General features: G+C 64.9%; 25 protein-coding genes. 12 read left to right on the top strand and 13 right to left on the bottom strand.

All coding sequences use genetic code 11. The features are described 5' to 3' along the window. Positions 1-29: 29 nt before the first annotated feature. The 3 genes from ACFTZB_RS20315 to ACFTZB_RS20325 all read right to left on the bottom strand — a co-directional run bounded on the left by ACFTZB_RS20315 (position 30) and on the right by ACFTZB_RS20325 (position 5,055). Positions 30-3,293, bottom strand: a complete 3,264-nt coding sequence (locus ACFTZB_RS20315; protein ID WP_378433740.1) for a protein kinase — start codon at positions 3,291-3,293, stop codon at positions 30-32. A 221-nt stretch (positions 3,294-3,514) separates the two neighbouring features. Further along, positions 3,515-4,711, bottom strand: a complete 1,197-nt coding sequence (locus ACFTZB_RS20320; RefSeq protein ID WP_378433741.1) for an aldo/keto reductase — start codon at positions 4,709-4,711, stop codon at positions 3,515-3,517. A gap of 161 nt (positions 4,712-4,872) precedes the next feature. Then, entirely contained in the window at positions 4,873-5,055 is a 183-nt protein-coding gene (locus ACFTZB_RS20325) for a hypothetical protein (RefSeq protein WP_378433742.1), read from the bottom strand. Between the two features lie 132 nt (positions 5,056-5,187). On the opposite strand from ACFTZB_RS20325, the gene ACFTZB_RS20330 reads away from it, so the two are divergent. Further along, positions 5,188-6,096 carry a helix-turn-helix transcriptional regulator gene (locus ACFTZB_RS20330; protein WP_378433743.1) on the top strand — a complete coding sequence of 303 codons (909 nt, stop codon included), beginning with the start codon at positions 5,188-5,190 and terminating at the stop codon, positions 6,094-6,096. Between the two features lie 83 nt (positions 6,097-6,179). Further along, the gene (locus ACFTZB_RS20335; RefSeq protein WP_378433744.1) at positions 6,180-6,572 is read left to right on the top strand and encodes an epoxide hydrolase N-terminal domain-containing protein; all 393 of its coding nucleotides are present in this window, start codon (positions 6,180-6,182) and stop codon (positions 6,570-6,572) included. A 137-nt stretch (positions 6,573-6,709) separates the two neighbouring features. On the opposite strand, the gene ACFTZB_RS20340 is transcribed toward ACFTZB_RS20335, so the two are convergent. Both ACFTZB_RS20340 and ACFTZB_RS20345 read right to left on the bottom strand, forming a co-directional pair. Then, on the bottom strand, positions 6,710-8,194 hold the full coding sequence (locus tag ACFTZB_RS20340) for a sensor histidine kinase (protein WP_378433745.1): 1,485 nt from the start codon (positions 8,192-8,194) through the stop codon (positions 6,710-6,712). A 71-nt stretch (positions 8,195-8,265) separates the two neighbouring features. Then, the gene (locus tag ACFTZB_RS20345) at positions 8,266-9,054 is read right to left on the bottom strand and encodes a response regulator transcription factor (RefSeq protein WP_378433746.1); all 789 of its coding nucleotides are present in this window, start codon (positions 9,052-9,054) and stop codon (positions 8,266-8,268) included. Positions 9,055-9,251: 197 nt separating this feature from the next. On the opposite strand from ACFTZB_RS20345, the gene ACFTZB_RS20350 reads away from it, so the two are divergent. Continuing rightward, complete coding sequence (locus tag ACFTZB_RS20350; protein WP_378433747.1) at positions 9,252-9,386, top strand: hypothetical protein; 135 nt, start codon at positions 9,252-9,254, stop codon at positions 9,384-9,386. 10 nt (positions 9,387-9,396) lie between these two features. On the opposite strand, the gene ACFTZB_RS20355 is transcribed toward ACFTZB_RS20350, so the two are convergent. The 3 genes from ACFTZB_RS20355 to ACFTZB_RS20365 all read right to left on the bottom strand — a co-directional run bounded on the left by ACFTZB_RS20355 (position 9,397) and on the right by ACFTZB_RS20365 (position 12,422). Next, positions 9,397-10,032 carry a DUF998 domain-containing protein gene (locus tag ACFTZB_RS20355; protein ID WP_378433748.1) on the bottom strand — a complete coding sequence of 212 codons (636 nt, stop codon included), beginning with the start codon at positions 10,030-10,032 and terminating at the stop codon, positions 9,397-9,399. 511 nt (positions 10,033-10,543) lie between these two features. Beyond that, positions 10,544-11,419, bottom strand: coding sequence for an aldo/keto reductase (locus ACFTZB_RS20360; RefSeq protein WP_378433749.1), 876 nt, complete (start codon positions 11,417-11,419; stop codon positions 10,544-10,546). A 121-nt stretch (positions 11,420-11,540) separates the two neighbouring features. Then, positions 11,541-12,422 carry a helix-turn-helix transcriptional regulator gene (locus tag ACFTZB_RS20365; protein ID WP_378433750.1) on the bottom strand — a complete coding sequence of 294 codons (882 nt, stop codon included), beginning with the start codon at positions 12,420-12,422 and terminating at the stop codon, positions 11,541-11,543. A 190-nt stretch (positions 12,423-12,612) separates the two neighbouring features. Between ACFTZB_RS20365 and ACFTZB_RS20370 the strand changes: the two genes are divergently transcribed. The 5 genes from ACFTZB_RS20370 to ACFTZB_RS20390 all read left to right on the top strand — a co-directional run bounded on the left by ACFTZB_RS20370 (position 12,613) and on the right by ACFTZB_RS20390 (position 17,357). Next, positions 12,613-13,458 (top strand): oxidoreductase, encoded by an 846-nt coding sequence (locus ACFTZB_RS20370; RefSeq protein ID WP_378433751.1) that lies wholly within the window; start codon positions 12,613-12,615, stop codon positions 13,456-13,458. Beyond that, positions 13,455-14,276 (top strand): oxidoreductase, encoded by an 822-nt coding sequence (locus ACFTZB_RS20375; protein ID WP_378433752.1) that lies wholly within the window; start codon positions 13,455-13,457, stop codon positions 14,274-14,276. Before ACFTZB_RS20370 ends, ACFTZB_RS20375 begins: the two co-directional genes overlap by 4 nt. Positions 14,277-14,307: 31 nt before the next feature. Continuing rightward, positions 14,308-14,997 (top strand): flavodoxin, encoded by a 690-nt coding sequence (locus ACFTZB_RS20380; protein WP_378433753.1) that lies wholly within the window; start codon positions 14,308-14,310, stop codon positions 14,995-14,997. 203 nt (positions 14,998-15,200) lie between these two features. Continuing rightward, positions 15,201-15,935, top strand: coding sequence for an SDR family oxidoreductase (locus tag ACFTZB_RS20385; protein WP_378433754.1), 735 nt, complete (start codon positions 15,201-15,203; stop codon positions 15,933-15,935). Between the two features lie 312 nt (positions 15,936-16,247). Beyond that, positions 16,248-17,357 carry an alpha/beta fold hydrolase gene (locus ACFTZB_RS20390; RefSeq protein ID WP_378433755.1) on the top strand — a complete coding sequence of 370 codons (1,110 nt, stop codon included), beginning with the start codon at positions 16,248-16,250 and terminating at the stop codon, positions 17,355-17,357. Between the two features lie 62 nt (positions 17,358-17,419). Here ACFTZB_RS20390 and ACFTZB_RS20395 read toward each other — a convergent pair whose 3' ends face one another. From ACFTZB_RS20395 to ACFTZB_RS20405, 3 genes are all read right to left on the bottom strand, one after another. After that, on the bottom strand, positions 17,420-18,619 hold the full coding sequence (locus ACFTZB_RS20395; RefSeq protein WP_378433756.1) for an acetyl-CoA C-acyltransferase: 1,200 nt from the start codon (positions 18,617-18,619) through the stop codon (positions 17,420-17,422). 73 nt (positions 18,620-18,692) lie between these two features. After that, positions 18,693-19,442 (bottom strand): N-acyl homoserine lactonase family protein, encoded by a 750-nt coding sequence (locus ACFTZB_RS20400; RefSeq protein WP_378433757.1) that lies wholly within the window; start codon positions 19,440-19,442, stop codon positions 18,693-18,695. A gap of 22 nt (positions 19,443-19,464) precedes the next feature. Continuing rightward, on the bottom strand, positions 19,465-20,853 hold the full coding sequence (locus tag ACFTZB_RS20405) for an MFS transporter (protein ID WP_378433758.1): 1,389 nt from the start codon (positions 20,851-20,853) through the stop codon (positions 19,465-19,467). 418 nt (positions 20,854-21,271) lie between these two features. Between ACFTZB_RS20405 and ACFTZB_RS20410 the strand changes: the two genes are divergently transcribed. Continuing rightward, positions 21,272-21,436, top strand: coding sequence for an MBL fold metallo-hydrolase (locus ACFTZB_RS20410; protein ID WP_378433759.1), 165 nt, complete (start codon positions 21,272-21,274; stop codon positions 21,434-21,436). On the opposite strand, the gene ACFTZB_RS20415 is transcribed toward ACFTZB_RS20410, so the two are convergent. Both ACFTZB_RS20415 and ACFTZB_RS20420 read right to left on the bottom strand, forming a co-directional pair. Next, positions 21,361-21,585 (bottom strand): MBL fold metallo-hydrolase, encoded by a 225-nt coding sequence (locus tag ACFTZB_RS20415; RefSeq protein ID WP_378433760.1) that lies wholly within the window; start codon positions 21,583-21,585, stop codon positions 21,361-21,363. The genes ACFTZB_RS20410 and ACFTZB_RS20415 overlap by 76 nt on opposite strands. A gap of 136 nt (positions 21,586-21,721) precedes the next feature. Continuing rightward, on the bottom strand, positions 21,722-23,065 hold the full coding sequence (locus ACFTZB_RS20420) for an MFS transporter (RefSeq protein WP_378433761.1): 1,344 nt from the start codon (positions 23,063-23,065) through the stop codon (positions 21,722-21,724). A gap of 282 nt (positions 23,066-23,347) precedes the next feature. Here ACFTZB_RS20420 and ACFTZB_RS20425 point away from each other — a divergent pair, with 282 nt between their 5' ends. The 3 genes from ACFTZB_RS20425 (at position 23,348) to ACFTZB_RS20435 (ending at position 26,727) form a co-directional block, all read left to right on the top strand. After that, positions 23,348-24,535, top strand: a complete 1,188-nt coding sequence (locus tag ACFTZB_RS20425) for a CaiB/BaiF CoA transferase family protein (RefSeq protein ID WP_378433762.1) — start codon at positions 23,348-23,350, stop codon at positions 24,533-24,535. 43 nt (positions 24,536-24,578) lie between these two features. Then, entirely contained in the window at positions 24,579-25,607 is a 1,029-nt protein-coding gene (locus ACFTZB_RS20430) for a zinc-binding dehydrogenase (protein ID WP_378433763.1), read from the top strand. A 73-nt stretch (positions 25,608-25,680) separates the two neighbouring features. Then, positions 25,681-26,727 carry an NAD(P)-dependent alcohol dehydrogenase gene (locus tag ACFTZB_RS20435; RefSeq protein WP_378433764.1) on the top strand — a complete coding sequence of 349 codons (1,047 nt, stop codon included), beginning with the start codon at positions 25,681-25,683 and terminating at the stop codon, positions 26,725-26,727. The last annotated feature ends 34 nt before the right edge of the window (positions 26,728-26,761 follow it).

Consider the following 26,761-nt stretch of genomic DNA (forward strand, 5'->3'; position numbering starts at 1 on the left):
GGCGTCCACTATCAGGCGAAGCGCGATACCTAGTCGTGTGCCCGATCCGCGACCCAGGCCGCGACCTGGGTGCGGGAGGTGAAGCCCAGTTTCGCCAGGATGTGCTCCACGTGCCCCTGCACGGTGCGGGGTGAGATCACCAGGCGGCCGGCGATGGCCTGATTGGTCAGGCCTTCGGCGATCAGGCCGGCGACCTGACGTTCCCTCTTGGTCAATCGCGTCGACGCGTCGGTGTCGGGAGTGGAGGCAGCGGGAGGTTGCTCGTGGAGAGCGAAGGCGATGGCCGCGTCGAAGCCGAGCTGTTCACCCTTGCGGTGGGCCTTCTCGAAGGCTGCGACTCCGAGTTCTTGCCGGGCATCCTGCTCGCAGTTCTGATGGTAGACGAGCAGATCGGAATGAATGATCACAGTACCGCCCACGGACCGCGCCAGAGCCTCTGAGGCTCCCATCAGCGTTGCAGCCCTGATGAGGTTGCGCTGATCGCCCTCGATCCACGCCAGTGCTTCGAGACATGAGGCGGCGATGCGGGGGCCATGCACGTGCCGGGTCAGCTCCAGCGACTGCTCGAGGACCCGGACCGCGCGATCTACGTCCCCATCCCGCCACACGGCAATGCCCAAGGCCCACAGCGAATGCGACCGATACATCTTTTCGCCGTACTTTTCCGTGATCGCGAGGACACGCTCCTGGCTCTCGATCGACCGCTCCGTCATGCCACTCAGCCCATAGGCCGTCCCCAACGGATACAGGACGGCCACTTCGAGTGTTCGATCTCCGCGTTTGCTGAATTCGGCGAGTGTGGCTTCGAGTTGAGAGCGGGCGCGTACGAGGTCACCTCGGTAGAGGGCCAGCATGCCGTCGGCAAACGAGACGAACGCGCGGATCATGGGGTCACTGTTCCGTGCTGCGAGCGTGTGCCCCTCCTCGACAAGTGCTGTCCCGGCGTGAATGTCGCCCTGCGCATTTGCCATAACGGTGGCGCAGTACAGTGCATTTGCCCGTTCAGGGGTGGGTGGTCCGCTCTCACGGGAGAGCAGGCGATCAAGCCAGCGCCTCCCCTCGCTGTAGAGACCCTGAGAAGCCCAGAACACGTGGAGTGCGGCAGCGGTCCGCAGGCCGGCGACAGGATCGTCGTCGACGCTGAATTCGAGGGCCTCACGAAGATTCGGCTGCTCCCGCTTCAGCCGGGCGATCCAGCCGAGCTGATCGGCGCTGATCCACTCGGCCTCGACTTCGAGCGCCAACCGCTCGTACCACTCTCGGTGGTGGCGACGCAAAGGCACAGCCTCACAGGTTTGCTCGAGTTTCTCGTCGCCGTATTCGCGGAGGGTCTCGAGCATCCGGAAGCGCACCACCGACCCATGCTCTTCCCGGATCAGGATCGACTTCTCCACCAAGGATGTCACTGTGTCGAGTAACTCGTCCGGATCCAGGCCCGCACCGCACACTTGTTCCGCCGCATCGAGCTCGAAGCTCCCCGCGAAGACCGCCAGCCGACACCACACCAGTTGCTCACCTGCGGTGCACAACTCGAAACTCCAGTCGACGGACAACCGCAAAGTCTGCTGACGCGTCGGCGCACCCCGGCTGCCGCGGGTCAGTAGCGCATAGCGGTCGGTCAGCCGCCGCAGGATCTGCTCTGGCGTCATCGCCCGCAACCGGGCCGCCGCCAACTCGATCGGCAACGGCAACCCATCGAGCCGGTGACAGATCCCGGCCACCGCCGCCGCGTTCTCCTCGGTCAGCGCGAAACCCGGAACGGCCGCAGCACCGCGTTCGGCGAACAACGTCACCGCATCGTATTTGGGCAATCCCCGCACCGACGAAGTCCGCTCCGGGTCCGGGACCCCCAGAGGCGGCACCCGCAACACCGCCTCCCCACCGATCCCGAGCGGTTCACGGCTGGTGGCCAGAATCCGTAGCCGCGGACAGGCCTGCAACAGCAGGCCCGCGAGTTCCGCGACCGCGTCCACCACATGTTCGCAATTGTCGAGGACCAACAGCACCTCCCGCGGGGCGAGGAACTCGACCAGGACTTCCCCCACCGGCCGCGCCGACTGGTCCCGCACCCCCACCGCGGTGGCTACCGAGTCGACCAACAACTCCTCCCGGAGCTCACCCAACTCAACGAGGCGCACACCGTCGTCGTACTCACGTTGCATAGCGGACGCGACGCGCATCGCCAGCCGGGTCTTGCCCACCCCGCCGATCCCGGTCAGCGTCACCAGCCGCGATCCGGCCAGCAGGTTCTTCGCCTCGGTGAGCTCGTGCCGGCGCCCCACGAAACTGGTCAATTCCAGGGGAAGAGTCCCTGTCGTGATGGGAGTGGCGGCACCTGCACGCCGCGGTCGTCCTTCTGAGCGCGGGCGCCGGTTGTCGCCCTGTGTGTCCGGTTCAGCGCGAAGGGCCATCTCGTCGACCGGAAAGCCATGATCGAGCTGGAGCCGCCGCACTTCCTCCCCGAAGGCGGCAACGGTCGCCGGTCGCCGACCGGGCTCGCGGGACATCGCCCGGGCGATCACCTCGGACACGTCCTCGGGGATTCCGTGCTCCCGCAGATCCGGCACCTCCTGCGTGGTGATCCGCAGAAACTGCGCGACCACCTGCTCCCCACTGCGACGCTCGAACGCGGCATGACCGGTCAGCGCACTGAACAACGTCGCCCCGAGCCCGTACACGTCCGCGGCCGGACTCGGCGGATCACCCGCGAGGACCTCCGGCGCGGTGTACGCCGGCGACCCGGTGACGACACCGGTCGCGGTCTCGAAACCGCCGGTGATGTGCGCGATGCCGAAATCCGTCAACTCCGGCTCCCCGTAATCGGAGAGCAAAATGTTCGCGGGTTTGACATCCCGATGCAGGATCCCGAGCCGGTGCGCCGTCTCCACCGCACCCGCCATTTTCACCCCCAGCCGCAGCGCCTCCGCCAGCGGCAACGGCCCGCGGCGGCGGATCAGCGCGTCGAGGGAATCCTGCGGGTGATACGGCATCACGATGTAGGGAAGACCGCTCGCGGTCGCTCCGACCTGCAGGATGTTCACGATGTTCGGGTGCCCGGTCATCCGGCCCATGGCCCGCTGCTCCCGGAAGAACCGGGCCTTGTTCTCCTCGTCGAGATCGACGGTGAGCACCTTCACCGCCACCGTGCGATCCAGGTCCGCCTGCGTGCAGCGGTAGACGACGCCGAAACCGCCGCGCCCGATCTCCTGGGCGTCGTCGAAGCCGGTGCCTGCCAACTCCGCGGCCGGGGACGGCGGGTTCCGCTGCGTGTCGAGCGGATCACCTTCACCCATCGGACGGACTACTCACCCCGTCGACTCGTAATTCCACGCACTGGCCCCGACGGCATGACCAGTAACTGACTGGCGTATCGATGATTAATTCAAGAGTATCGCCGCCACTCGAATGTGACGCTGGGTTGGGTCATAATGCGGCCCCCGATCACGGCGCGTCCGTCGGACACCGAAACGAGGGCCCAGCCATCTGACTTGCAAACTGGTGCGCCGGTGTATCGCTATCGAGTGGGCGCTTCGACACCGGCCTGGGCGAGTATTGCCGGTGGTAGCCGGTCGCCGTGGATCGTGATTCCTGCCAAAGCAGTGTTCAGCTCCTGAAGCTCGTCATCGCTGAAGGTGACTTCCTCCGCTCCGAGATTCTCCAGAAGGTGGGCGGTTCTCGTGGCGCTCGGAATCGGGACGATCCACGGACGCTGCGCCAACAGCCAAGCCAGGGAGATCTGCGCGGCGGTGGCGCCCTTGCGCACGGCCCACTCCTGGATCAGTTGGACCAGGGGCATGTTCGCTGCCAAGGAGTCGGGCGCGTTCCGGGGCACCGCGGCGCGGAAGTCTCCCTCGGTGAACCGGGTGTAGGGATTGATCGTCCCGGTCGTGACGCCCATTCCCAGAGGTGCCCAGCACACGAATCCGATCCCGAGTTCTTCGCACAGCGGCAGGATTACGTTCTCGGGTCCGCGCCAGAGCATCGAGTACTCGTTTTGGATCGCGGTGAGCGGTTGGACCGCGTGTGCGCGGCGGATAGTCTCGGGTCCTGGTTCGGACAGGCCGAAGTGCAGGACTTTGCCCTCGCCTATCAGATCTTTCACGGCGCCTGCCACGTCTTCGATCGGGACCGTGGGATCCACTCGATGCTGGTAGAGCAGGTCGATTCGGTCGGTTCGCAGGCGCTGCAACATCTCGTCGACCACTTGCCGGACGTGGTCCGGGCGGCTGTTCGGGCCGCCGCGTCTCTCACCGGATTGTGGGTCGAAGTCGAACCCGAACTTCGTTGCGATCACTACCTGATCGCGGACGGGCTCGAGAGCTTCCCCGATGATTCGCTCGGACTCGAGGGGCCCATACGCTTCGGCCGTGTCGAAGAAGGTCACTCCTTGGTCGACGGCTGCTCGAGTGAGGGTGACCATGTCCGCACGACTACTCACGGGACCGTAGAGCTTGCCGGGCATGGTTTGGCACCCGAGCCCGATGCTCGAGACTTCCAAGGCCCCGAGTGTGCGGCGCCCGGTGACCGTTGTGGCCGCGGCCACGAGCCCCGGACCGTCGCCGGCGCCGCTCGTGCCGACGGCACCGGCCTGCGTGGTTTGCTCGGTCGACGCGCAGCCAGCCGCCATGCCGGCGACCAGCGGGGCTGCGGCCAACCCCGCAGCCCCCATCAAGAATCTGCGGCGACCGCGATCGGTCGGGTTGCTGTGCACTGCGCTCTCCTGATCAGTTGTTGAACTTTGTCGTCACCGCGGGCGGTGACGGCGTGGGCTCACGCCTCGGGTATGTCTTCGACTTCGGGATAGTGGAGTGGCCCCGCCGGAGGTGCCGGCACAGCATCACCTGCACGGCCGAATTCTCTTGTGCCAGCGCGCTAAATGCGTTCGCTGACCGCTCGTTCGTCGAGGTACGCGGCGGGCATGTCGATGTGGCGGCAGCCAAGCGAGACAGCTTCCTCGACAGCAACGGGCGTGGAGTCCGGCGGGGCCCGGAAGACACCGAGTCCGATTGCCGGCATCTCGACACCGGTGTTCGAGGTGAGCGTCTTCTGGGACATGCCTCGACAGTAGGCACTCGTCGAGCAGTGTAAGAGTCACTGTCGTTATCCCCCAGAAGCCAGCTCGGTCGACGCTGACAGGCACTTCCATGCACTCCCACGCAGCCCACCACGAGGGCTACGGTCGATTGCATGGATCTCCGCCGCGAAGTACAGCAATTCCTCACCGGGATGCGGGCACGCCTCACTCCCGAGGAGGCAGGTGTGACGATCTTCGGCGGCGAACGCCGCGTACCCGGACTCCGCCGCGAGGAGGTCGCGCAGCTCGCCGGAGTGAGCACAACGTATTACACCAGGATGGAACGGGGGAACCTCCGTGGAGTATCTGAGAGCGTGCTGCAATCGCTGGCCCGCACATTGCACATGGACGAGGTGGAGACCCAACATCTGTTCGACCTCGCACGAGCATCCGAAGGCGCGCGGACCTCACGTGTCAAGCCCCAGTCGTCTCTGCCGCAGCGAGCAACGCAACTCCTCGACGCGATGGGCGATGTCCCGGCCGTAGCGCTCGGACGGCTCGGCGACTTGGTCGGAGCCAACATCCTCGGACGAGCGCTGTTCCCACATCTATTTCCCGAGAACGGCGAACCGCTCAACCACACGCGCTATCTCTTCCTCGACGACCGCTCCCGGGAGTTCTACGTCAACTGGGAACGCAGCGCCCGGCAGAGCGTGTCTGGCTTGCGCCTCCTCGCCGGCCGCGATCCCGGCGACCGTGCCCTCATGGCCCTCGTCGGCGAGCTCGCCACCCACAGCCCCGAATTCCGCACCTGGTGGGCGGGGCACACGGTCGCGGTCCACGCCAGCGGAACCAAATCTATCCGCCACCCCGTGGTCGGCGAGCTCACTGTTGCATTCGAGACCCTGACCGTCGGCTCGACCCCCGATGTCCGAATCGCCACCTACCTCGCCGATCCGGGAACTCCGTCGGCTGACGCCCTCGACCTGCTACGCAGCTGGGTCGCGACCACCCACACACCCGCGGACTCCGAGCCCTCCACGCACAGCAACCCCGGACAGAGGCAGACCGGCCCAAGTTAACCCAACCGTCGCAACGTAATGTCACGTTGCAGGGCAGTCTCTTTCGTTCCTGCACGCGTCCTCATCCACCACTGCCTCACAGGATGTTCCCGCTAGGATTCAGCGATGAACACGCCCAAACCATTCACCCTGCGTGTCTCGACGCCGCGCTCGCGGATCTACACGAGCGGCTCGCGCGCACGCGTCTTCCCGACGAGCCGCCGCTTGCGCCATGGACCACGGGGACGTGCCTCGCGTATCTGAGATCGCTCACCGATTATTGGCAGAACGACTTCGACTGGCTTCTGCTGTCACATGGCTGGCCGTGCTCGGTGTTCGAGTTTCTCGAGATAGTCCGGCTGCTCACCGAACGCGTCGCCGTCGCCGCACACAAGCTCCCCGGTTATACGCTGTCGTTCAAGCCAGCCAACAGCGTTTCGTCCTGGTCGAAATCGCCGAATTCTTCAGTGCGCTCGAATGATCGACACGCCGCGTGAAGTGGAGCAGACCGCCACTACAGGAACACCACACTGACCTCGCGGCATACTCCTCACGCCAATACCCACCACCTCCGCAATTGACAGACAGAACCTATATGCCCCTCCAGTGAGTTCGTGATTTCACCGCTCGTACGCTAATTGCGCGTGACCGCGGATGTCCGGAGTCGCTGATGGGTGACGGTGGCAGTGCCGGAGGGTTCGATCGCAGGAATCCGAACGCGGAAGGTCGTCCCGGCCGGAGTCGACTCGACACTCGCCTGCCCGTGATGCGCGTCGACGATCGACGAGACGATTGCCAGTCCGAGGCCGGTGCTGTCGGTCTCGCGGGACCGGGCCTTGTCGCCCCGAACGAAACGCTGAAACAGGGTCTTCAGCAGATCCGGCGGGATTCCAGGGCCGTCGTCGGTGATCGTCAATTGGGCCGTCACCACGTCCCGGTCGTCGGTCGTGGTTGTCAATGTTGCGACCACTGCGGTACCCGGCGGGGTGTGTACCCGCGCATTCGACAGAAGGTTCGCGACGAGCTGATGCAGGCGCTCGTTGTCACCATTCACCATGACCGCGGACTCGGGCACGACCACCGACCAGCGATGCAGGGGCGCCGAGACCCGGGCATCGTTCACCGCATTGACCAGCAGGTCGGCGAGATCGACACACGTCGTGTGCAAGTCTTGGCCCTCGTCCAGACGGGCGAGTAACAAGAGATCGGCGACAAGCGCGCCCATTCGCTTGGCTTCCGATTCGATCCGAGCAAGTGCGTACTCGGTCATCTCGGGCAGCTGGTCGCTGTCCTGTCGAGTCAACTCGGCGTAGCCCTGGATGGCGGCCAGCGGAGTCCGCAATTCGTGGCTCGCATCCGTGACGAACTGCTTCATCCTCCGATCCGCCGCCACGCGGACCGCGAGAGCGTCGTCGACGTGACTGAGCAGGTGGTTCAGCGCTTCCCCGACCTTGCCGACTTCGGTCCGTGGATCCGTGTCGGGGTCCGCGACCCGCACCGTGAGGGCCGCCTCACCGGTGCCGAGCGGAAGATCGGTGACCTTCTTCGCCGTGGCGACCACGCGACTCAACTGTCGGAAGGCGACCCGGATGACGAGGACCGTGCAGATCACCGTCGCGACGAGTGCCGCAATCGCCAGAATCGACAACACCACGGTTTCGTGGACCACAGCCTCGTTTGCCGCTTTCAACGATATTCCGGCGACGAGAGTCAAATTTTCATCGTGTGCAAGGCTTTCCATCCGCATATCGCCGAGGCCCGCCACGTCGAAATCCTGACGGCGATTGTCTGCCCACTCCCTGTTCTCGATCTGCGTAATTGCCTCGGAACTCAGCGGGACCGGCTCGGAGTCCGAGAACACCGCGGAGTCGGTGACCACTCCGTCGTCCAGGAGCACGATCACGGTGCCCGGAGCCTGCCCGCCGAATTCGGTCAACGGCTTCACGTAGTTCGGGTCGACGCCGGGAGCGGCGACCGGGCTTCCGTCACGATACTTGTCGACCGAGTGACTGAATACGGACATCGATCCGGTCAATTGCTTGTCGACGACAGTGGTGACCGACGCGCGCAGCGTCACTACACCGACCACTCCGACTACGAGCAGGACAACTGCGATCACTGTGGTCAGTGCTGCAACCAATTTCCGTTGCAGACTCCACGGTCCCCGAGCGAGGAAGCGGCCCGACAATGTCATTCTGCTGGCCTGAGAATGTATCCGACGCCGCGAACGGTGTGAATCATCGGCTCCCGACCCGCGTCGATCTTTCGCCGCAGATACGACACGTACAGGTCGACAATGCTCGCCTTACCGGCGAAGTCGTAGTTCCACACGCGGTCGAGAATCTGCGCCCGGCTGAGCGCAAGCCTGGGATTGTGCATGAAGTAGCGGAGCAGTTCGAACTCGGTGGCGGTGAGCGCAATGCTGTCGCCGCCCCGTTTCACCTCGTAGCTGCCCTCGTCCAGCGAAAGATCGCCCACGGTCAGTACCGCATCGTTCTCCGAGATCGAATCGGCCGCCCGCCGTAGCAGGCCCCTCAGTCGTGCAACGAGTTCTTCCAGGCTGAAGGGCTTGGTCATGTAATCGTCGCCGCCGGCGGTCAGTCCGATCACCCGGTCGTCGACCGAATCCCGCGCAGTGAGGAATAGGACCGGCACTCCCCCGCCCGAGCCGCGTATGTGCTGGAGCACACTCAGCCCGTCGATGTCGGGCAGCATGATGTCCAGGACCACGACGTCGAATTGCTGCTCCCGAAATTTCTGCAGAGCGGTCGAACCGTCGTGCGCCACCTCGACGGCCCAACCCTCGTACCCGAGGGCGAGACCCACCAGGTCGGTCAGAGACGGCTCGTCGTCGACGAGTAGCACGCGAATCGTCGACCCGTCTGCTCGGTACATCCGGGGCAGTTGCGCCAGAACGGCGCGGCGACGTCCCGAATCGGCAGCGTGAATATCCGGACGAGTTGATGACACTGCGACCATTATTCCTGATCGACTCTTGTGATCATAGGATGCACGAGCACTTCATAGAAACCTCACATCTTTTCACACAGAACACACCGACAGGTTCTTTATCGTCATGCGCCATGCGTGCTGTGGCAAACCTCTTCGGGTGCGGGACAAGGTGTGGACTGACGGGTAGTACTCGGGCTGCCTATCGAACGGACAGTGATCGGTGCATGGACTCACGCAACGACACAGACGACGAAACTCACGAGTTCGAGCCGCTGATCACCCGGAAGGGGGCGATCATCTTCGCGATGATCTTCCTGATCCTTGTTGTCACAACCTATCTGGACGCAGCACCCACGTAAATTCTGTACTTCACTTCCTCGTCAGGACCCAGGTGCCGATCACGGCCAATGTCGCCACTTCACTCACTGCCAGTAGGCGCTCGGAATGACCGAAGGTCACGACCTCCCACCAGGCAACGCCGGTCACCGCAGCGACGACGAACGCGTAGAGGAGTGGAGAAAAACTTGCGATCGCCAGCCAGGCGAAGAGCCGAGTCCGTCGGGCGTGCACACCATGGGTTCGATGCCGAAGCCATGGCTTGGCGAGGAGAACAGCCGCGATGGGAAGACTGACGAATGCAATCCCGCTCGCGGTGAGGTGAATACTGCCACTGATACTCGGGGGTTGAGACCAGTCCTGTTTGGGAAAGATTGCGATGGCGAGGAGCCCGAGAACCCACAGTGTCAGGGCGACGGTCGCGCCGGATCTCCACCTCGTGAGCTGTTGGTCCACAACTGCTACGAGTAGCGCAGCGGAGCCCGCAGCAAGGAAGAGAATGGCTAGGGTAAAGATCCAACGACCGCTGCCGACACCGTATGCGCTGATGGCTGATTCGAGTCTGCTTCGCATCGCTACTACTGCATACAGGTCGAGCAGGAGAAATACTGCAGAGGAGGCTGCAATCGCGCAGAGCGCGCCCACGGCGATCCGAGTTGTCGGTTCCACGAGGGTGGGCCGTAGGGCAGTTGGTCTTGTCACAGGTCGATCCGTCCGGTTGGGAGTCTGGAGCCGGTTTTGGTTGGCGCTGCAAACCGCATGGCACGTGAGGATAGTGCCCAATTCGATGTGTCCCCTGTGAAAATATGAGTGTTTCCTATGTGCCAGGGGTGTACCGCCCGTTCCTCCCGAAAGAGCCTGGCACCTTCTACGTTTGAAGGATGAGAACCGACACCGTGACACGCGCCGCGCTGGCGACCGTTGCCTCCGCCGTTGCTCTCGTGCCGCTGGCAGGATTGTTCCGACCTCAGCGGCGGGCCATCTCCTTCGGAATCTGTTCCTGCCACTGTGTCGCCCCGGCCGCCGGCAAGCAGCACAGGGTCGGCGACCGGGTACGAGGACGGGACCTACAACGCGATCGGTGTGTACGGCGGCGCCCGGAACCGGAATGTGGCCTCGAGGTTCACCGGTTGGCCATCCGTTCGAACATGGCGCTCAGCGGGTCACCGCGAGTTGCGGTTCAGGCTTCCGGGATGTCGCGGGCGAACAGCTCGGGGGTGACGGTCACGGGATCGGGTCCGCCGCGGACACCGGTGTCGAGTGCGTCGATCGCGCCGAGCTGGTCGGTGGTGAGCTCGAAGTCGAACACGTCGAAGTTGGAGGCGATGCGCTCGGGGTTGACGGACTTCGGGATCGCCGAGCGGCCCTCCTGCAGGTGCCAGCGCAGCATGACCTGGGCGGGAGTCTTGCCGTGGGCGGCGGCAATCTCGCCGATCACCGGATCGTCGAAGGTCGACCGAGCGCCGTCGCCACGGTAGCTGGTGATGCCGCCCATCGGCGACCACGCCTGAGTCAGCACCCCGCGCTCCGTGTCCGCGGCCTCCACGTCCGCCTGGGTGAAGTACGGATGCACCTCGACCTGATTCACCGCGGGCACGACATCGGTCTGCTCCAGCAGTTTCGCGAGGATGTCGGGCATGAAGTTGCTGACGCCGATCGCGCGGACCTTGCCGTCGCCCAACAGCGTCTCCAGCGCCTTGTACGCCTCGACGGTCTTGTCGAACTGCGTGGGCACGGGCTGATGCAGCAGGAGCAGGTCGATCTGGTCGACGCCCAGCTTGCCCGCGCTCTTGTCGAAGGCGTGCAGGGTTTGGTCGTAGCCGTAGTCGCTGATCCAGATCTTCGTCTCCACGAACACTTCGGAACGGTCGAGCCCGGACCGGCGGATGCCCTCGCCGACTTCGCGCTCGTTGAAATAGGAGGCGGCCGTGTCGATCAGCCGGTAGCCCACCCGGAGGGCCTCGGCGACGGAAGCGGCAGTGGTCTCGGGCGGGGTCTGGAAGACGCCGAAGCCCAACGCGGGCATCTCGACGCCATTGTTCAAAGTCACGTTCATACTCATGTTCCTCGACGTTAGACACTCGGCGTCAGATGAGGGAGTAACTGGGAGTACACCCTTCGCATCGGACTGCAGGACTCGGCGGTGTGACTCTCCAGCCAGGGATGGGGCGGGCCGATCAGAAGGAGCGAGGCGCGCGGGCGTCGCTGGTTGTCCGGCCGGTGGCGGCAAGGCTGCCGAGGAGCTTCAGTCGTTCCTCCGTGGGGCTACCGGGCTCCGCGGTATAGGCGAACATGAACCATTCCGGGTTCGCCGGCAGATCCATTGCTTCGTAGGAGAATTCGAGGTCGCCGACGGCGGGGTGGTGGATGCGTTTGATCCCACCGCGATGATGCCGGACGTTGTGGGCGGCCCACCGGTGCCGGAAGGTGTCGCTACGGGTGACGAGCTCCCCGATCAGATCGGTGAGCGGCTTGTCGAGCGGATTTTGACCGGCGTAGGTGCGCAGGGTCGCGACGACGTTGTCGGCGTTCTGTTCCCAGTCCGGGAAGAAGATCTGCGCGGCGGGATTGAGGAACGTGAACCGGGCCGTATTGCCTCGGTTCGCCGGATCCTCCAGAATGGGCGCGTAGAGCGCCCGCCCCAGTGGATTGGCGGCGATGAAGTCCATACGCCGGTCCCGCACCCACATCGGTGCGCCGGTCACCGCGTCCAGGAACCGCTGCAACGTGGGCGTCACGGTCTGCTCGGCGGGTCGTTTGCGTCGCCGCTGCGGCGGTGGTCCGGCGGCTCGGGCGAGATCCGCCAGGTGGTCGCACTCGGCATCGTCGAACTGAAGAGCTCTGGCGATGCTGTCGAGTATTTCGGGGGAGACGCCCGTGAGATCGCCGCGTTCCATCCGCGCGTAGTACTCGACACTGACCCCGGCGAGCATGGCGACCTCTTCGCGGCGCAGCCCGGGCACACGGCGGCGTCCCCCGCCGATAATGCCCGCCTGGTCCGGGGTGATCCGGTCCCTGCGGGTCCGCAGGAACTCGGCCACTTCTGCTCGGTGATCCATATTTCAACGCTAACGCCGGCGACGGTGCTGTGGGAGGAACTGCCAATACACGGATAAGACGTGACTCCCACAGTCGCGCACGGTGCGATGAAATGGGCATACGGCCTCTGCTTCCGCGCCCCGGACAGCCTCCTTGCCCGGCGGCCCGGCGCGAGCGCCGGACGCACTACGCACGACGAAGGAGACGAACATGACCACCTGGTTCATCACAGGAGCTTCGAGCGGCCTGGGAGCCGCACTGGCACGGGCCGTCCTCGAGCACGGCGACAACGCGGTGCTCACCGCCCGCAACGCCGACCACGTACAGGACCTCGTCGCCGCGCACCCGAACAGTGCGCTGGCGGTGCCGCTGGACGTCACCGACCACGACCAGGTAGTCGCCGCGGTCAGCGCGGGGACCGACCGGTTCGGGGCCATCGATGTGCTGGTGAACAACGCCGGACACGGGTACCGGGCCGCGGTCGAGGAAGCAGCTGCGGACGAGGTGGACGAGCTGTTCGCCACGAACTTCTTCGGCCCCGTCGATCTGATCAAGCAGGTGTTACCCCAGATGCGTTCCCGCCGGTCGGGCACCATCGTGAACGTATCCTCGATCGGCGCGCCCCGATCGAACCCCGCCTCCGGTTACTACACCGCGACGAAGGCAGCGTTGGAGGGCGTGTCCGACGCGTTGAACCGTGAGGTAGCACCGCTCGGGATCCGGGTGATGGTGCTCGAGCCCGGCGCGTTCCGGACCGACTTCTCCGGTCGCTCCCTGAACCAGTCCAGCACCGTGATCGACGACTACGCCGACACCGCCGGGAAGCGCCGCAAGGAGAACGACCACACCCACGGTACCCAGCAGGGTGACCCCGATCGCGCGGCGCAGGTCATCATCGCCGCGGTCGAGGGCAAGGACGCCCCGTTCCGCCTGCTGCTCGGGACCGACGCCATTCGGATCGTCCGCGAGGAGCTCCAGGGGCGCATCGACGAAATCGACGGGTGGGCGCACGTCAGTGCCACCACCGACTTCGCCATCGAGAAGGTCGACGAATGAGGACGTGGTTGATCACCGGGGCATCGAGCGGACTCGGCCGCGCGCTCGCCGAGCGTGTTCTCGCTGCCGGGCATCGGGTCGTCGCCACCGCGAGGAACACGGACGCCCTCGACGACCTCCGGGCGGCTTATCCGGAAACCGCGTTGATCACGTCTCTGGACGTCACGGACCCGTCGTCCATCGATGCCGCCGTAGCGCGGGTCGAGGAGAACTGGACCGGTATCGACGTGCTGGTGAACAACGCCGGTTACGGGTACACCGCCGCCGTCGAGGAAGGCGAGGCCGAGGCTGTGGCTCGCCTGTTCGCGACGAACTTCTTCGGTCCCGTTGCGCTGATCAAGGCGGCCCTGCCCGGTATGCGCAGCCGCGGGAACGGCCTGATCATCAACATTTCATCTGTGGGCGCGCGCATCACCATTCCGGGCGGTGGCTACTATTCCGCCGCGAAAGCGGCCCTCGAGGGACTGTCCGGTTCACTCCGCAAGGAGGTCGAGCCGTTGGGGCTGCGCGTGATGGTCGTCGAACCCGGATCGCTGCGCACCGACTTTCGCGGACGCTCCGCCGACCGGTCCAGCATCCGGATCGAGGCGTACGACCGGGTCCTCGGGCGGACAGGTGACTCGGCGCTCAGTCCGCAGCGTGGCGCACCGGAGAAGGCGGCGGCCGCGATCCTGCAGGTCGCCGAGGACGCCGAGCCACCAAAGTTGCTCGTTCTCGGTAGCGATGCACTCGGCGGTTTTCGCGCGGCCGCCGACGACGCCGCCCGCGACGTCGATCGGTTCGAGCAACTCAGCCGCAGCACCGATGCAGCATCGTGAGCACCGCCGCCGACCCGCACCTGACGACATCATGAACGAATCCCTCAGCCGCAGAACACTCCTGACCGCCGGGCTCACCGGGATCACGGCCATTGCCGCGGTCCTCACCGGCTGCACCACCGAGCAGCGCCCGCAGGAGGGCCCGGCCACCGGAGAGCGAACCCCGAGGACACCCGATCCCGAGACAACCACCGTCCCCGGCACGCGGGTGCTACTCGTCTACTTCTCCCGCGCCGGCGAGAACTACTACTACCGGGGCCGCCGGAACCTGGAGGTCGGCAACACCGAAGTCCTCGCTGGGATGATCTCCGACCGGATCGACTGTGTCACCTACGAAATCGAGGCCGCCGACCCCTATCCCGATGCGTACGACCCGACGGTCGAGCGCAACCGCCGAGAGCAACGAGACGACGCCCGACCCTCAATCGCGAACCCGCTTCCCGATGTCAGCGGCTACGACATCGTGCTCTTGGGGAGCCCCGTGTGGAACATGCGCACCCCGATGATCATGTCCACCTTCGTCGAAGGCCTCGACCTCGCCGGGAAGACGATCCTGCCGTTCGTCACCTACGCCGTCAGCGGCATGAGCGGCATCGACGACGACTACCGCGATGCCCTTCCCGACAGCGAGGTCCGTGACGGGCTGGCCATTCAGGGCGAGACCGTCGCAGAAGCGGCCCCGGACCTCGACGAGTGGCTCAGCGCCAACAACCTCGTGTGAGACAGCGGCACGGACAAGGGGTCCGCTCGTGCACGTCACGCCCGATCGACGGCGGTAAAGAGTAATACCAGTACACGGATAGCCGGTTACTCCCGCATTCGGCGTCACCATGGTGTGCTGGAAAGGCAGCAGGGCGAGCATCCCACTGTATGTCGGGCGCTGCCACTGCGAGACCCCCGACCAATCAGGAGGAAACCAATCACATGACTGACTCCCAAAACCTTCCCCGTGTTGCGGTTGTCACCGGCGCATCGTCCGGGATCGGCGCGGCCACCGCTCGCGCCCTCCATGCCGACGGGTACAGCGTCGCGCTCCTCGCGCGCCGCCTCGACCGCATCGAAGCCCTCGTCGCCGAGCTCGGTGACGGTGCGATCGCCATCCAGGCCGACGTGACCGACCGCGACGCACTCGTGGCCGCAGCCCAGCGGGTGCAGGACGAGCTCGGCGGGGCCGACGTGCTGGTCAACAACGCCGGAACCATGCTCCTGGGGCCGTTCTCCTCCGAACAGCGCGCCGACTACCGCAACATGGTCGAGGTCAACCTGCTCGGCGCGATCACCGCCACCGAGGTCTTCCTCGACCAGCTCAAAGATGGCGGCGGCGACCTCGTCAACATCTCCTCCGTCGCCGGACGCACGGCGAGGGCAACCAACGGGGTCTACGCCGCCACGAAGTGGGGCGTCAACGGATGGTCCGAATCCCTCCGCCAGGAGCTGCTGCCGGACGTCCGGGTCACGCTGATCGAACCTGGTGTCGTCGACACCGAGCTGCCCACTCACATCACCCACGAGGCCACCAGGCAGGCCGTGCAGCAGGGCTACGACGCAGCCACGGTCAAGCCCGAGGAGATCGCTGAGGTCATCGCCTTCACCCTCGCCCGCCCCCGTCACCTGGCCATCAACGAGATCCTGCTCCGCCCCGCCGGCCAACTCGGCTGACGGCGATCCAGTCCACCCGTGCCCCACCGGGTGGACTGGTTCTCGGGCACTTCATAGGAAGCTCACATCTTTTCACACCGAACGCATCGACAGTTTCTCTATCGTCATGCGGGATGCGTGGTGTGACACACCTCCCCGGGGTGCAAGACAGGGATTCGGGATGCCCTCCGCGAGATCCGATCTCGCCCAGCGGCCCCCCGGTTGACCGCGGGCCCCGGGGCATCGGAAATCTCGCCGGCACGCAACACAGGGACGGCGTCGGCCATCCAACGCCAATACTTCGAACACGCTCTAGTCGGGAGAACAGACGATATGCACACCACAACGATCGGCACGCGGACACGGATGGCCGCCCTGGCGGTGGCCGTCGCCGCTGCGCTCACCGCCTGCAGCTCCGGCGAGAGTGGAAGTGACTCACCTGCGACCGGACTCACCATCGCCGAGCAGGGCAGCTTCACCGTCGGCGGCACCATGGCAACCGCGCCCGGCCAGTTCGATCCTCGTCGTCCCGCCGATCCGCAGGGACAGACCTATCACGGCGACCACGCCTACGCCTACTACCAGGTTCCCCGAGACGCCCGGAACCTGCCGATCGTGATGCTGCACGGTGCCGGTCAGTCCGCCAAGACCTGGGAGACCACCGCCGACGGCCGGGAAGGTTTCCAAAACCTGTTCCTGCGCAAACAGTTCTCCACTTATCTCGTCGACCAGCCGCGGCGCGGTGACGCGGGCCGCAGCATGGTCGGCACCACCGTCACCCCGACCCCGGACGAGCAACTGTGGTTCAACCAGTTCCGCCTCGGGACCTGGCCGGACATGTTCCCCGGGGTGCAGTTCTCGAGCGACCCCGCAGCCTTGGACCAGTTCTACCGTTCGATGACGCCCAACACCGGTCCCTTCGACGCCGGGGTCATCTCCGACAGCCTGTCAGCCCTGTTCGACCGGATCGGCGAGGGGATCCTCTTCACCCACTCCCAGGGTGGAGGGCCCGGCTGGCAGACCGCCATGAAGAATCCCGACGTAAAGGGTATCGTCGCGTTCGAGCCGGGCAGCGGATTCGTCTTCCCCGAAGGGGAAGCACCACAACCGATCCCGAACGGTTTCGACACCCTCAGCCCGGAAATCGTTCCGATGGAACAGTTCACCGCGCTGACGAAGATTCCGATCGTCATCTACTACGGCGACAACATCCCCAGCGAGCCCACCAATCAGCCGAATCAGGACAGCTGGCGGGCCCGGCTTCAGATGGCACGGCTGTGGGCCGATGCAGTCAACCGCCACGGCGGCGACGCCACCGTCGTCCACCTACCCGAGATCGGCATCACCGGCAACACCCACTTCCCGTTTTCCGACCTCAACAACACCCAGATCGCCGACGAAGTCTCGAAATTCCTCGCCGACAAGCAACTCGACGGCAAGTAGCCGGACTCCTTGCGCGAAAGGCGAAACTCCTTGCGTTCGTCCTTCCAGGGCGCCTTGCTGATTCAGATTTCGAATAGCCCAGCGGCGCCCATGCCGCCGCCGATGCACATGGTGACCACGACGTATCGGGCCCCGCGGCGACGCCCTTCGAGTAATGCGTGTCCGACGAGGCGGGCGCCGCTCATGCCGTAGGGGTGGCCGATGGAGATGGCGCCGCCGTTGACGTTGTAGCGATCGGGGTCGATGCCGAGGTGGTCGCGGCAGTACACCGCCTGGGAGGCGAAGGCCTCGTTGAGTTCCCACAGGTCGATGTCATCGATCTTCAGGTCGTGCTGGCGGAGCAGTTTCGGGATGGCGTGGACGGGGCCGATGCCCATCTCGTCCGGGTGGCTGCCGGCGACGGCCATCCCACGGTAGGTGCCGAGGACATCGAGGCCCCGGCGGGCTGCCTCCCGGCTTTCCATGAGCACTGCGGCCGATGCGCCGTCGGAGAGTTGGGAGGCGTTGCCTGCGGTGACGGTGGCCTTCTCGGTGACGTGCCCGTCCGCGAGGACGGTGCGCAGCCCGGCGAGTCCGGTGAGATCGGTCTGCGGGCGGTTGCCTTCGTCCTGCGTCACGGTGACCGTCTCGACGCCGGCCTCCCCGGTCGAGCGGTCGGTGACCACCTTGGTGGTGGTGAGGGGAACGATCTCGGCGTCGAACAGCCCCGCCTGCTGAGCGGCTGCGGTGCGTTGCTGGGACAGGAGGGCGAAGGCGTCCTGGCGATCGCGGGAGACGCCATAGCGTTCGGCGACGATCTCGGCCGTCTCGAGCATCGGCATATACGTCTGTGGCAGGTTCTCCACCAGCCACGGGTCGCGGGTCCGGTAGCGGTTCGCGTGATCATTCTGCACCAGCGAGATGGATTCGACGCCGCCGCCGACCGTGACGGTCATGCCGTCGGCAATGATCTGTTTCGCGGCGGTGGCGATGGCCATCAGCCCGGATGCGCACTGGCGGTCGATGGTCATACCCGGCACGGTCACCGGCAGCGAGGCGCGCAGCGACGCCTGGCGGGCGATGTTGAGCCCGGAGGCGCCTTCCTGCATGGCGCAGCCGAGGACGACGTCGTCGATCTCGGCGGGGTCGATCGAGGCCCGCTCGACCGCGGCGGTGATCGCGTGGGCGGCGAGGTGCTGCGGCTGGGTGTCGTTGAAGGCGCCGCGGTAGGCCTTTCCGATCGGGGTGCGTGCCGTGGAGACGACGACGGCTTCTCGTTTCACTGGGTTCCTTCCGGAGACAGGCGATGATGTTCAGCAGGGAGCCGGGGTTCGGCGGCCTCGAGAATCGGCGAGGTCACTTGAAAATCGACCGTTCGAGAACACGGAAGTCGTGGCTCGGGATGACCTCGCAGTCAAGGGCTTCGATCTTCAGCAGACTCTGTTGATAGGCCACGAGGTCGGTGAAGAGTCCGACGGGAATGTGGTCGGCCTCGGCGTCGCCCTCCCAGTTGTCGTACAGGTAGACGCAGTCGCCGGCGATGAGGTAGCGGGTGGTGTCTGCCTCGACGAGAACTCCCTGCGAGCCCGGAGTGTGCCCCGGCAAGGCGACCAGCGTGATTCCCGGGGCCAACTCGGTGTCACCGTCGACGGGAACGACCTTGTCCTCAGCCCGCTTCCACGCCGCGTCCATATGCGGCAGCGCCTCGAATTGCCGGCAGTGCCAGGGCACGGGCTGTCGGGCGAAGTCGAGTTCACGTTGCTGGACGACGATGCGTGCGTTGGGGAACAGATGGTTGTTCGAGCTGTGATCCCAGTGCAGGTGTGTGTTGACGACGAGGCGCACGTCGTCCGGATCGATCCCCGCGGACCGCAGCGCCACCTCCGGTCGCTCCTCGACAGTTTGTTCCATCTTGATGCGGTGGGTGTCCCAGGCGCGGCTGAGATCGGCCCCGGTGTCGACGACCACGGGCGCGTCGCCGCCTTCGATCACGAACATGATGAGCGGGAGGTCCATGGTGTCGCCCCATCCCCGCAGATAGGTGAACGAGGGCTTCGGGAGGCCGAATACTCGGCCGACCGAGAATGCTCTGATCGTCAGGCTCATGAGACCACTCCGGTGTAGTTGTCTAGTTGTTGTCGGCTCGTGCGAATCCGATGTCGGGAGGGAGTTCGTCCAGTGCCCTGCTGCGGGTCTCTCGAAGAACGAGGGTGCACACAAGGCCCACCAGGCAGTAACCCGCCAAGAACATCCCGAAGACGAAGCCACCGTGACTGCCGACGATGCTTGCTGCTACCAGCGGCGGGATACCACCACCGAGGATCGCAGCGAGGCTGTAGGCGAGACCGGCGGCGGTGAAGCGGTAGCGCGTGTGGAACAGCTCGGAGAGGAACGACCCGCACACTCCCCAGCCGTGGCCGGCGATGAGGAAGCTCACGGTGATGCCGATCCAGAACGCGACCGGTGACTCGGTGTCGAGCAGCGGGAACAGGACCAGCGCCCAGGGTATGCCAATCATGTTGACGAGCAACAGAACAGGTCGACGTCCGATCCGGTCGGACAGGATGGCACCCGAGATCATGGCCAAACCGTTCACCACGTTTCCGAAGATTCCGGCCGCGAGCACGCCGTGCTGGCTCAGGTGCAGCGTCGCGGTCCCGTAGTTGATCAGATACGCGATCCCGATGTAGCCGAATGCAAACGACGACACGAGCGCCCCGGCACCCAGGAGGATCTCCCTCCACTGGTTCGTCAGGGCATCCTTGAACGGGAGACTGCTTCGCCCGCGCCGCTTGACCTCGTTCGCGAAGATCGGGCTCTCCTCGAGCTTGAACCGGGCGTAGAGGCCGACCGTGACAAGGACGATGCTGAGGAGGAACGGAACACGCCAGCCCCAGGCGATGAACGCCTCGTTGCTCATGAAGAGGCCGGTCACGAAAAAGGTCGACAGTGCGAGGATGTTGGCGACGGCTCCGCCGAGGTTGGTGAACATCGACCAGAACCCGCGGCGGTCGCTGGGAGCGTTCTCGGACGTGAACAGTGCAGCGCCTGCCCATTCACCGCCCGCGGCCAGCCCTTGGGCTATGCGGAGCACGATGAGCAGGATCGGTGCGACAACCCCCGCGGTCGCTGCGGTGGGCAGCAGACCGATGATGACCGTGGCGGCACCCATCAGGCACATCGTGGAGATCAGCGTCCGCTTGCGGCCGAGACGGTCTCCGAAGTGTCCGAACAGGATGCTGCCGAACGGACGGGCTACGAACGCCACGCCGAGAGTCGCGAATGCCACGACCGTTCCGGCGTAGGTTCCCAGGGCCGGAAAGAACGCATGGGCGAACACCAGAGCAGCTGCTGTACCGAAGATGCCGAAGTCGTAGAACTCGATCACAGTTCCCATGAAGCTGGCGAACGCCACCTTCGGCATCTTGTTCGTCTTGACCTCGGACGAATCGGCGGGCTCCGTCGGGCGCTCGGCAACTGGAGAGTCCTGCGTCGGAGGGGGAAGGTAGTCGGTCAAAGCAGGTGCTCCTCAATGCCTTCGATGTAGCGAGCGCAGCGGCCGAATATGCCGCGCGGCCCAGTGCGGCCGAAATACATTCGTACTTATATACGAACCATTGGCTCCATTTATGAACTCGAATGTATCCCGCCTCACAGTCCTCGTCAATAGCGACTTGGCCCGTCGCGCCTTCGAATGAAACCACCGTGCGCGACCGCAGCGGTGTCACCGTGGACGTCGCAACGGGCGTGGCGTAGCGTCGGGACACCCACCCAGTGTCGTTGCCCTGGGCCGAATTCCAGTCGCCATCTCGTTACGAACAACCCAGCTCACGCACATCACAACCGGAAAGGGCATCGTCACCATTCCCGGCGAACACCGTCGAATAGCCCTCTGTTACTTGTAAGTTCATCCTGGGGTGGGACAGCGACGAGGGGTGAAGGCGTCCACCGATGGACTCGCGCGCGCGGGGGAAACGCTGGACGACCCGACATGCGTGGTGGTAACCCACGGCCATCCCGACCACTACGGCCTGGCAGCGCGCGTCAACCGACACCGGGGCATGGATTGCGCTTCACCCGGCCGAGCACCCCCCAGATAGCGCGCCCTGCAGGGGACCGTCGCCGGCGCCTCGCCGAGATCACGTCGTGGCTCGATCGTGTCGGAGTGCCGGTGGTCGCCGGTGAAGAGAATGTTCCGGCCTCGATCGTGAAACACCATGTGACCGGGTGTGTGCCCGGGGGTATGCACCGCAACAAGTTGTCCGTCTGTGTCGGGGACCGTGGCGCCGTCGACGGGTTCGCGATGTGGAAGTGCACCGCCCGCTGATCTGGTTGCCGATCACCGGTCGGACTTCTTCCTGAACTGCGGTACGAGTAGTGAGGGATCAGGCGGCTTGTGGGGCGTCGGGAATGTCGTCCAAGTCGAAGTCCCGAGTTTCCCGCAGCCTCAGCGTGCACCCGATGGAGACCAGGCCGATGGCTGCCAGCAGGACACCGAACGCGAGACCTCCCCAGGTCGAGATGACACTCGCGGCGATCAGCGGGGGAAGCGCACCGCCGAAGATTCCGGCGAGGCTGTAGGACAGACCCGCGGCGGTGTAGCGGTATCTGGTGTGGAACAACTCCGACAGGAAGGATCCCGCGACACCGAATGCGTGACCGGCGACAAGGAAGCTCACGGCAAGACCGATCCAGAACGCGGCCAGCGATTTCGTGTCGAGCAACGGGAACAGCACCAGCGCCCAGGGGATCGCAACAACGTTCGTGATCAGAAGAATGCGTCTCCGGCCTACGCGGTCGGAGCGGGTTCCGCCTGAGATGATGCCGATTCCGAGCATCACACCGCCGAACACGCCGGCCCCGAGGACCTGCGAGCGATCCAGATCGAGCGTTGCGGTGCCGTAGTTGGTCAGGTACGACGCGCCCATGTAGTTGAGGGCGAAGGCCATCAGCAAGGTGCCGGCGCCGAGGAGGATCTGCCTACCCTGGTTGCGGAACGCGTCCGCGAATGGAAGTGAGCTCGCACCCTCACCCTTGATCTGCTTGGTGAACACCGGAGTGTCATCGAGCTTGAGCCGGACATAGAGGCCGAAGACCACCAGGAGCGCGCTCAGCAGGAAGGGGATCCGCCACCCGTAGGACACGAACGTGTCGTCGGTCATGAACACACTGGTCAGAAGGAAGGTGGTTGCGGCCAGCATGTTGGCGGCAGCGCCCCCCAAGTTGGTGAACATCGCCCAGAAGCCACGCTTGTCCTTCGGCGCGTTCTCCGTCGTGAAGAGCGCGGCACCGGCCCATTCACCGCCCGCGGCCAGCCCTTGCGCAATGCGCAAGAGAATAAGGAAGACCGGCGCCAGGACACCGATCGTTTCCACAGTGGGAAGTACGCCGATGAGGACGGTCGCAATGCCCATGGTCAGCATGGTGGCGATCAGCGTGCGCTTTCGCCCGAGCCGGTCTCCGAAATGTCCGAAGAGAACCGCCCCGAACGGTCGCGCCACGAACGCGACACCCAGCGTCGCGAACGAGACGACGGTGCCGGCGTGAGCTCCCAGTGCCGGGAAGAACACGTCGGAGAACACCAACGCCGCGGCGGTACCGTAAATGATGAAGTCGTAGAACTCGATGACAGTGCCCATGAAGCTCGCGAGGGCCACCTTGTGCATCTTGTTCGCACTCGGGGGTGAGGCGGGGGAATCCACTCCCACCGGCTGCTCGTGCAGCGACATCCGGTCTTCTCCTTGATGGTGGGCGATCCGACGTGACGCCGAGTCGCCGCGGCCCCGCACATCGATACAAGTTCGTATATAAGTACGAGTGTTCCTAATAGAGATCCCTCTGACGATAACTGTGGCGCCAGTCACCAGTCAAGGGTTCGCGTCGACCGCTCACTCGACGGCGGGCAAATGCCGCCTCGGCGCCCTTCTCGTTCATTGACACCTCCCATGGCCGCGCCTATCGTTCCGCAGTAACAAACTTTTGTCCGTAATTACGATCATGAAGGGGTGGGTATGCCCGCACTCAACGGTGTGAAGGTCATCTGCGTCGGGCAGTTCTATTTCGCGCCCTACTGCTCGATGTTGCTTGCGCGACTCGGCGCTGACGTCATCAAGATCGAGGCGCCCGCGGGTGACCCCTATCGCAGGCTGGCCACCGCCGCGGAGGACGGCTCGTCAGTCCAGTTCAGCATGTTGAACTCCGGTAAGCGCGCCATGCGGTTGGACCTGAAGAACCCCGACGGACAGGCCGTGCTTCGGCGACTCGCCGAAACCGCCGATGTTCTCATCCAGAATCTCGCGCCGGGCGCGATGGACCGCTACGGCCTGGGCTACGAAGAGTTGGCGAAGATCAATCCACAGCTGATCGTCGCTTCCGGCAGCGGATTCGGCTCGTTCGGGCCGTACGCGGGACAACCCGCGATGGACCTGACCATCCAGGCCCGCACGGCAGTCATGAGCACAACCGGGTTCATGGAAGGGCCCCCGACTCGCACCGGCCCCTCGGTGGTCGACTTCATGGGAGGAGCCCATCTCGTCGGCGGCGTCCTCGCGGCGCTCTATCAGCGCGAGCACACCGGGCGAGGGCAACACGTGGAAGTGGCGCTTCAGGACGCGATCCTGCCGTCACTCACCTCCAACATCGCCGGCATGGCCCACAGCGAGAACTCGATGCCGGAGCGGACCGGGAACCGTCACGGCGGCATGGCCGTCGTACCGTACAACGCGTACCGCGCACGCGACGGCTGGGTGACCGTGCTGTGCCCCACTCAGGTCCACTGGGATCGGTTGTGCGACATCATGGGTGACCCCGACGCGAAGGATCCCCGCTTCGATTCGATGGGGGGCCGCTGCGATCATGTCGACGACGTCGACATGATCGTCGAACGGTGGACGAGCACTCACACCAAGCAAGAGGTAGCCGACCTGTTGCAGAACACCGGCATCCCCACCGCGCCCGTCATAGACCTTGCCGAACTGATGGTGGATCCCCACATCGCCGAGCGTGGCGTTCTGCGCCGGATGTCCGACGACAAGGGCTCGTGGATGACGCTCGGCAGCCCGCTGTTCCTCTCCGACTCACCGATCGTGGAGCCGACCAGGGCCCCCGGGCTGGGAGCCGACACCGACCAGATCCTGATCGAAGAGCTGGGCATGTCCGCCGAGGACGTCGAGCAACTGCGCTCGACCGGAGCCATCTGAGAATGCTCGGCACTCGTGAAATCATTCATAGCAGGAGGTCGTAATGCAGGGTCTGGTGTTCCACGGAGATCGGCGGGTTTCACTGCGCCCATTTCCGGACCCGAAGCCAGGCGAGGGTGAGGTCGTCGTTCGGGTAACCGCTTCGGGCATGTGCGGGAGCGACCTGCACTACTATCGTGCACCCGCTGACGCGACACCCGGCCCGGCAGAGGTCTGCATCGGTGGCCACGAGCCGGCCGGCATCGTCGAGGAGCTGGGCCCCGGTGTCGACGACAGTTTGGCCATCGGTGATCGTGTGATGATCCATCACTACGCGGGCTGCGGACGCTGTGTCGCATGCCGGTCCGGGTGGACCCAGATGTGCACCACCAGCGCTCCCCTCGTGTACGGCAAGAACGCGCACGGTGCCCATGCTCCGTTCATGCAGGTTGCCGCGAGGTCGGCACTTCGACTTCCCGACTCCCTCTCCTTCGAGGCCGGCGCGGCGATCGGGTGCGGGACCGGTACCGCGTGGGGCGCCTTGGAACGACTCGGCGACATCGGTGGCACCGATGTCGTGGTGTTCGGGCAAGGACCGGTCGGTCTCTCCGCCACCATGCTCGCCACCGCCCGGGGAGCGCGAGTCATAGCGGTCGATCTCGAGCCCAAGCGGTTGGCCCAGTCGATTCAGTTCGGTGCTGCCGAGACCGTCGACGCCGGGTCCGGCGACGTCGTCCAGGCGATCAAAGATCTGACTCGAGGATTGGGCGCACCCGCGATTGTCGAGACGTCCGGTGCCACCGCAGCTGCCAAGTCAGCCGTGGCGGCGCTGGCACCATGGGGTCGTCTGTGCGTGGTGGGGCTGGGTGGCACCGTCGAACTCGATGTGCGGAAGAACCTCTCGCGGCAGCTGACCGTCATGACCTCATGGTCACTGTCGAGTGTTCAGCAGCTGGAATGTGCCGATTTCATCGATCGTCACCGGCTGCCGGTCGACGACCTGTTCAGCGATCGCTGGTCCTTGGACCAGGCAGAAGAGGCGTACACGAAGTTCGACAAACAGGACGCGGGCAAAGGCGTATTCGTCTTCTGACCGACCTGAACAGATTCATATCCGATCCGCCTCGGCCACAAAGCTGGTCGGCAGTGGCGGAGAGAAAGGACGAATGATGCTTGTCAACGCCCGCTCCACGGCGGCCCCGGGCGCGCCGTTCGAAGCGACCAAGATCGAGAGACGGGAGGTCGGCCCGGCGGATGTACTGATCGACATAGCGTACGCCGGGATCTGCCACACGGACGTCAGCCGCGCGCGAAGCGAATTCGGCAAGACGAACTATCCATTGGTCCCTGGACACGAGATCGCCGGAACCGTCTCCGCCGTCGGCGCTGAAGTAAGCAAGTTCTCCGTGGGTGACCGTGTCGGAATCGGGTGTTTCGTCGACTCGTGCCGGGAGTGCGACCACTGCAAGGCCGGCCTCGAGTCGTACTGCCGCGTCGAACACATCCGGACCTACAACGCCGTCGGCCGCGACGGGAAGGTCACCCAGGGTGGGTACAGCGAGAAGATCGTTGTGGACGAGGCGTATGTACTCCGGATCCCGGACAGTCTCCCGTTGCACGAGGCTGCGCCTCTCCTGTGCGCCGGAATCACCACGTACACACCCCTCCGCCACTGGAAGGCCGGCCCCGGCAGCAAGGTGGCGATCGTGGGGTTCGGCGGCCTCGGACACGTCGGCGTGTCGATCTCCAAGGCGTTGGGTGCCCACACCACCGTGCTGGATCTGACCATGGACAAGGAAGCGGACGCTCTGCGGCGCGGCGCTGATGCCTATCGCCTGTCGACTGATTCGACGGTCTACACCGATTACGCCGACACCTTCGATCTGATCGTGTCGACCGTGCCGGCGAACCTCGACTACGACGCCTTCCTGCAGATGCTCGCGCTCGACGGAACTTTCGTCAATCTCGGTGTCCCGAAGCGTCCGATCAGCTTCGACGTGTTCTCCTTGCTGCACAACCGGCGCTCGATCGCGGGCACGCTCGTAGGTGGTATCGAAGAGACCCAGGAGATGCTCGATTTCTGTGCCACTCACGGGATCACCGCCGAGGTAGAGGTGATCGACGCCAATGAGATCGATCGGGCCTACGACCGAGTCGCTGCCGGTGATGTCAAGTATCGCTTCGTCATCGACATCAGCACGATGGCTTCGTAACGACGCGCGAACTCTGATCGACCCAGCTCTCGGG

Origin of the sequence: Rhodococcus sp. NPDC057014 (genome assembly GCF_042673295.1) — a bacterium.
Taxonomy (GTDB): Bacteria; Actinomycetota; Actinomycetes; order Mycobacteriales; family Mycobacteriaceae; genus Rhodococcus_F.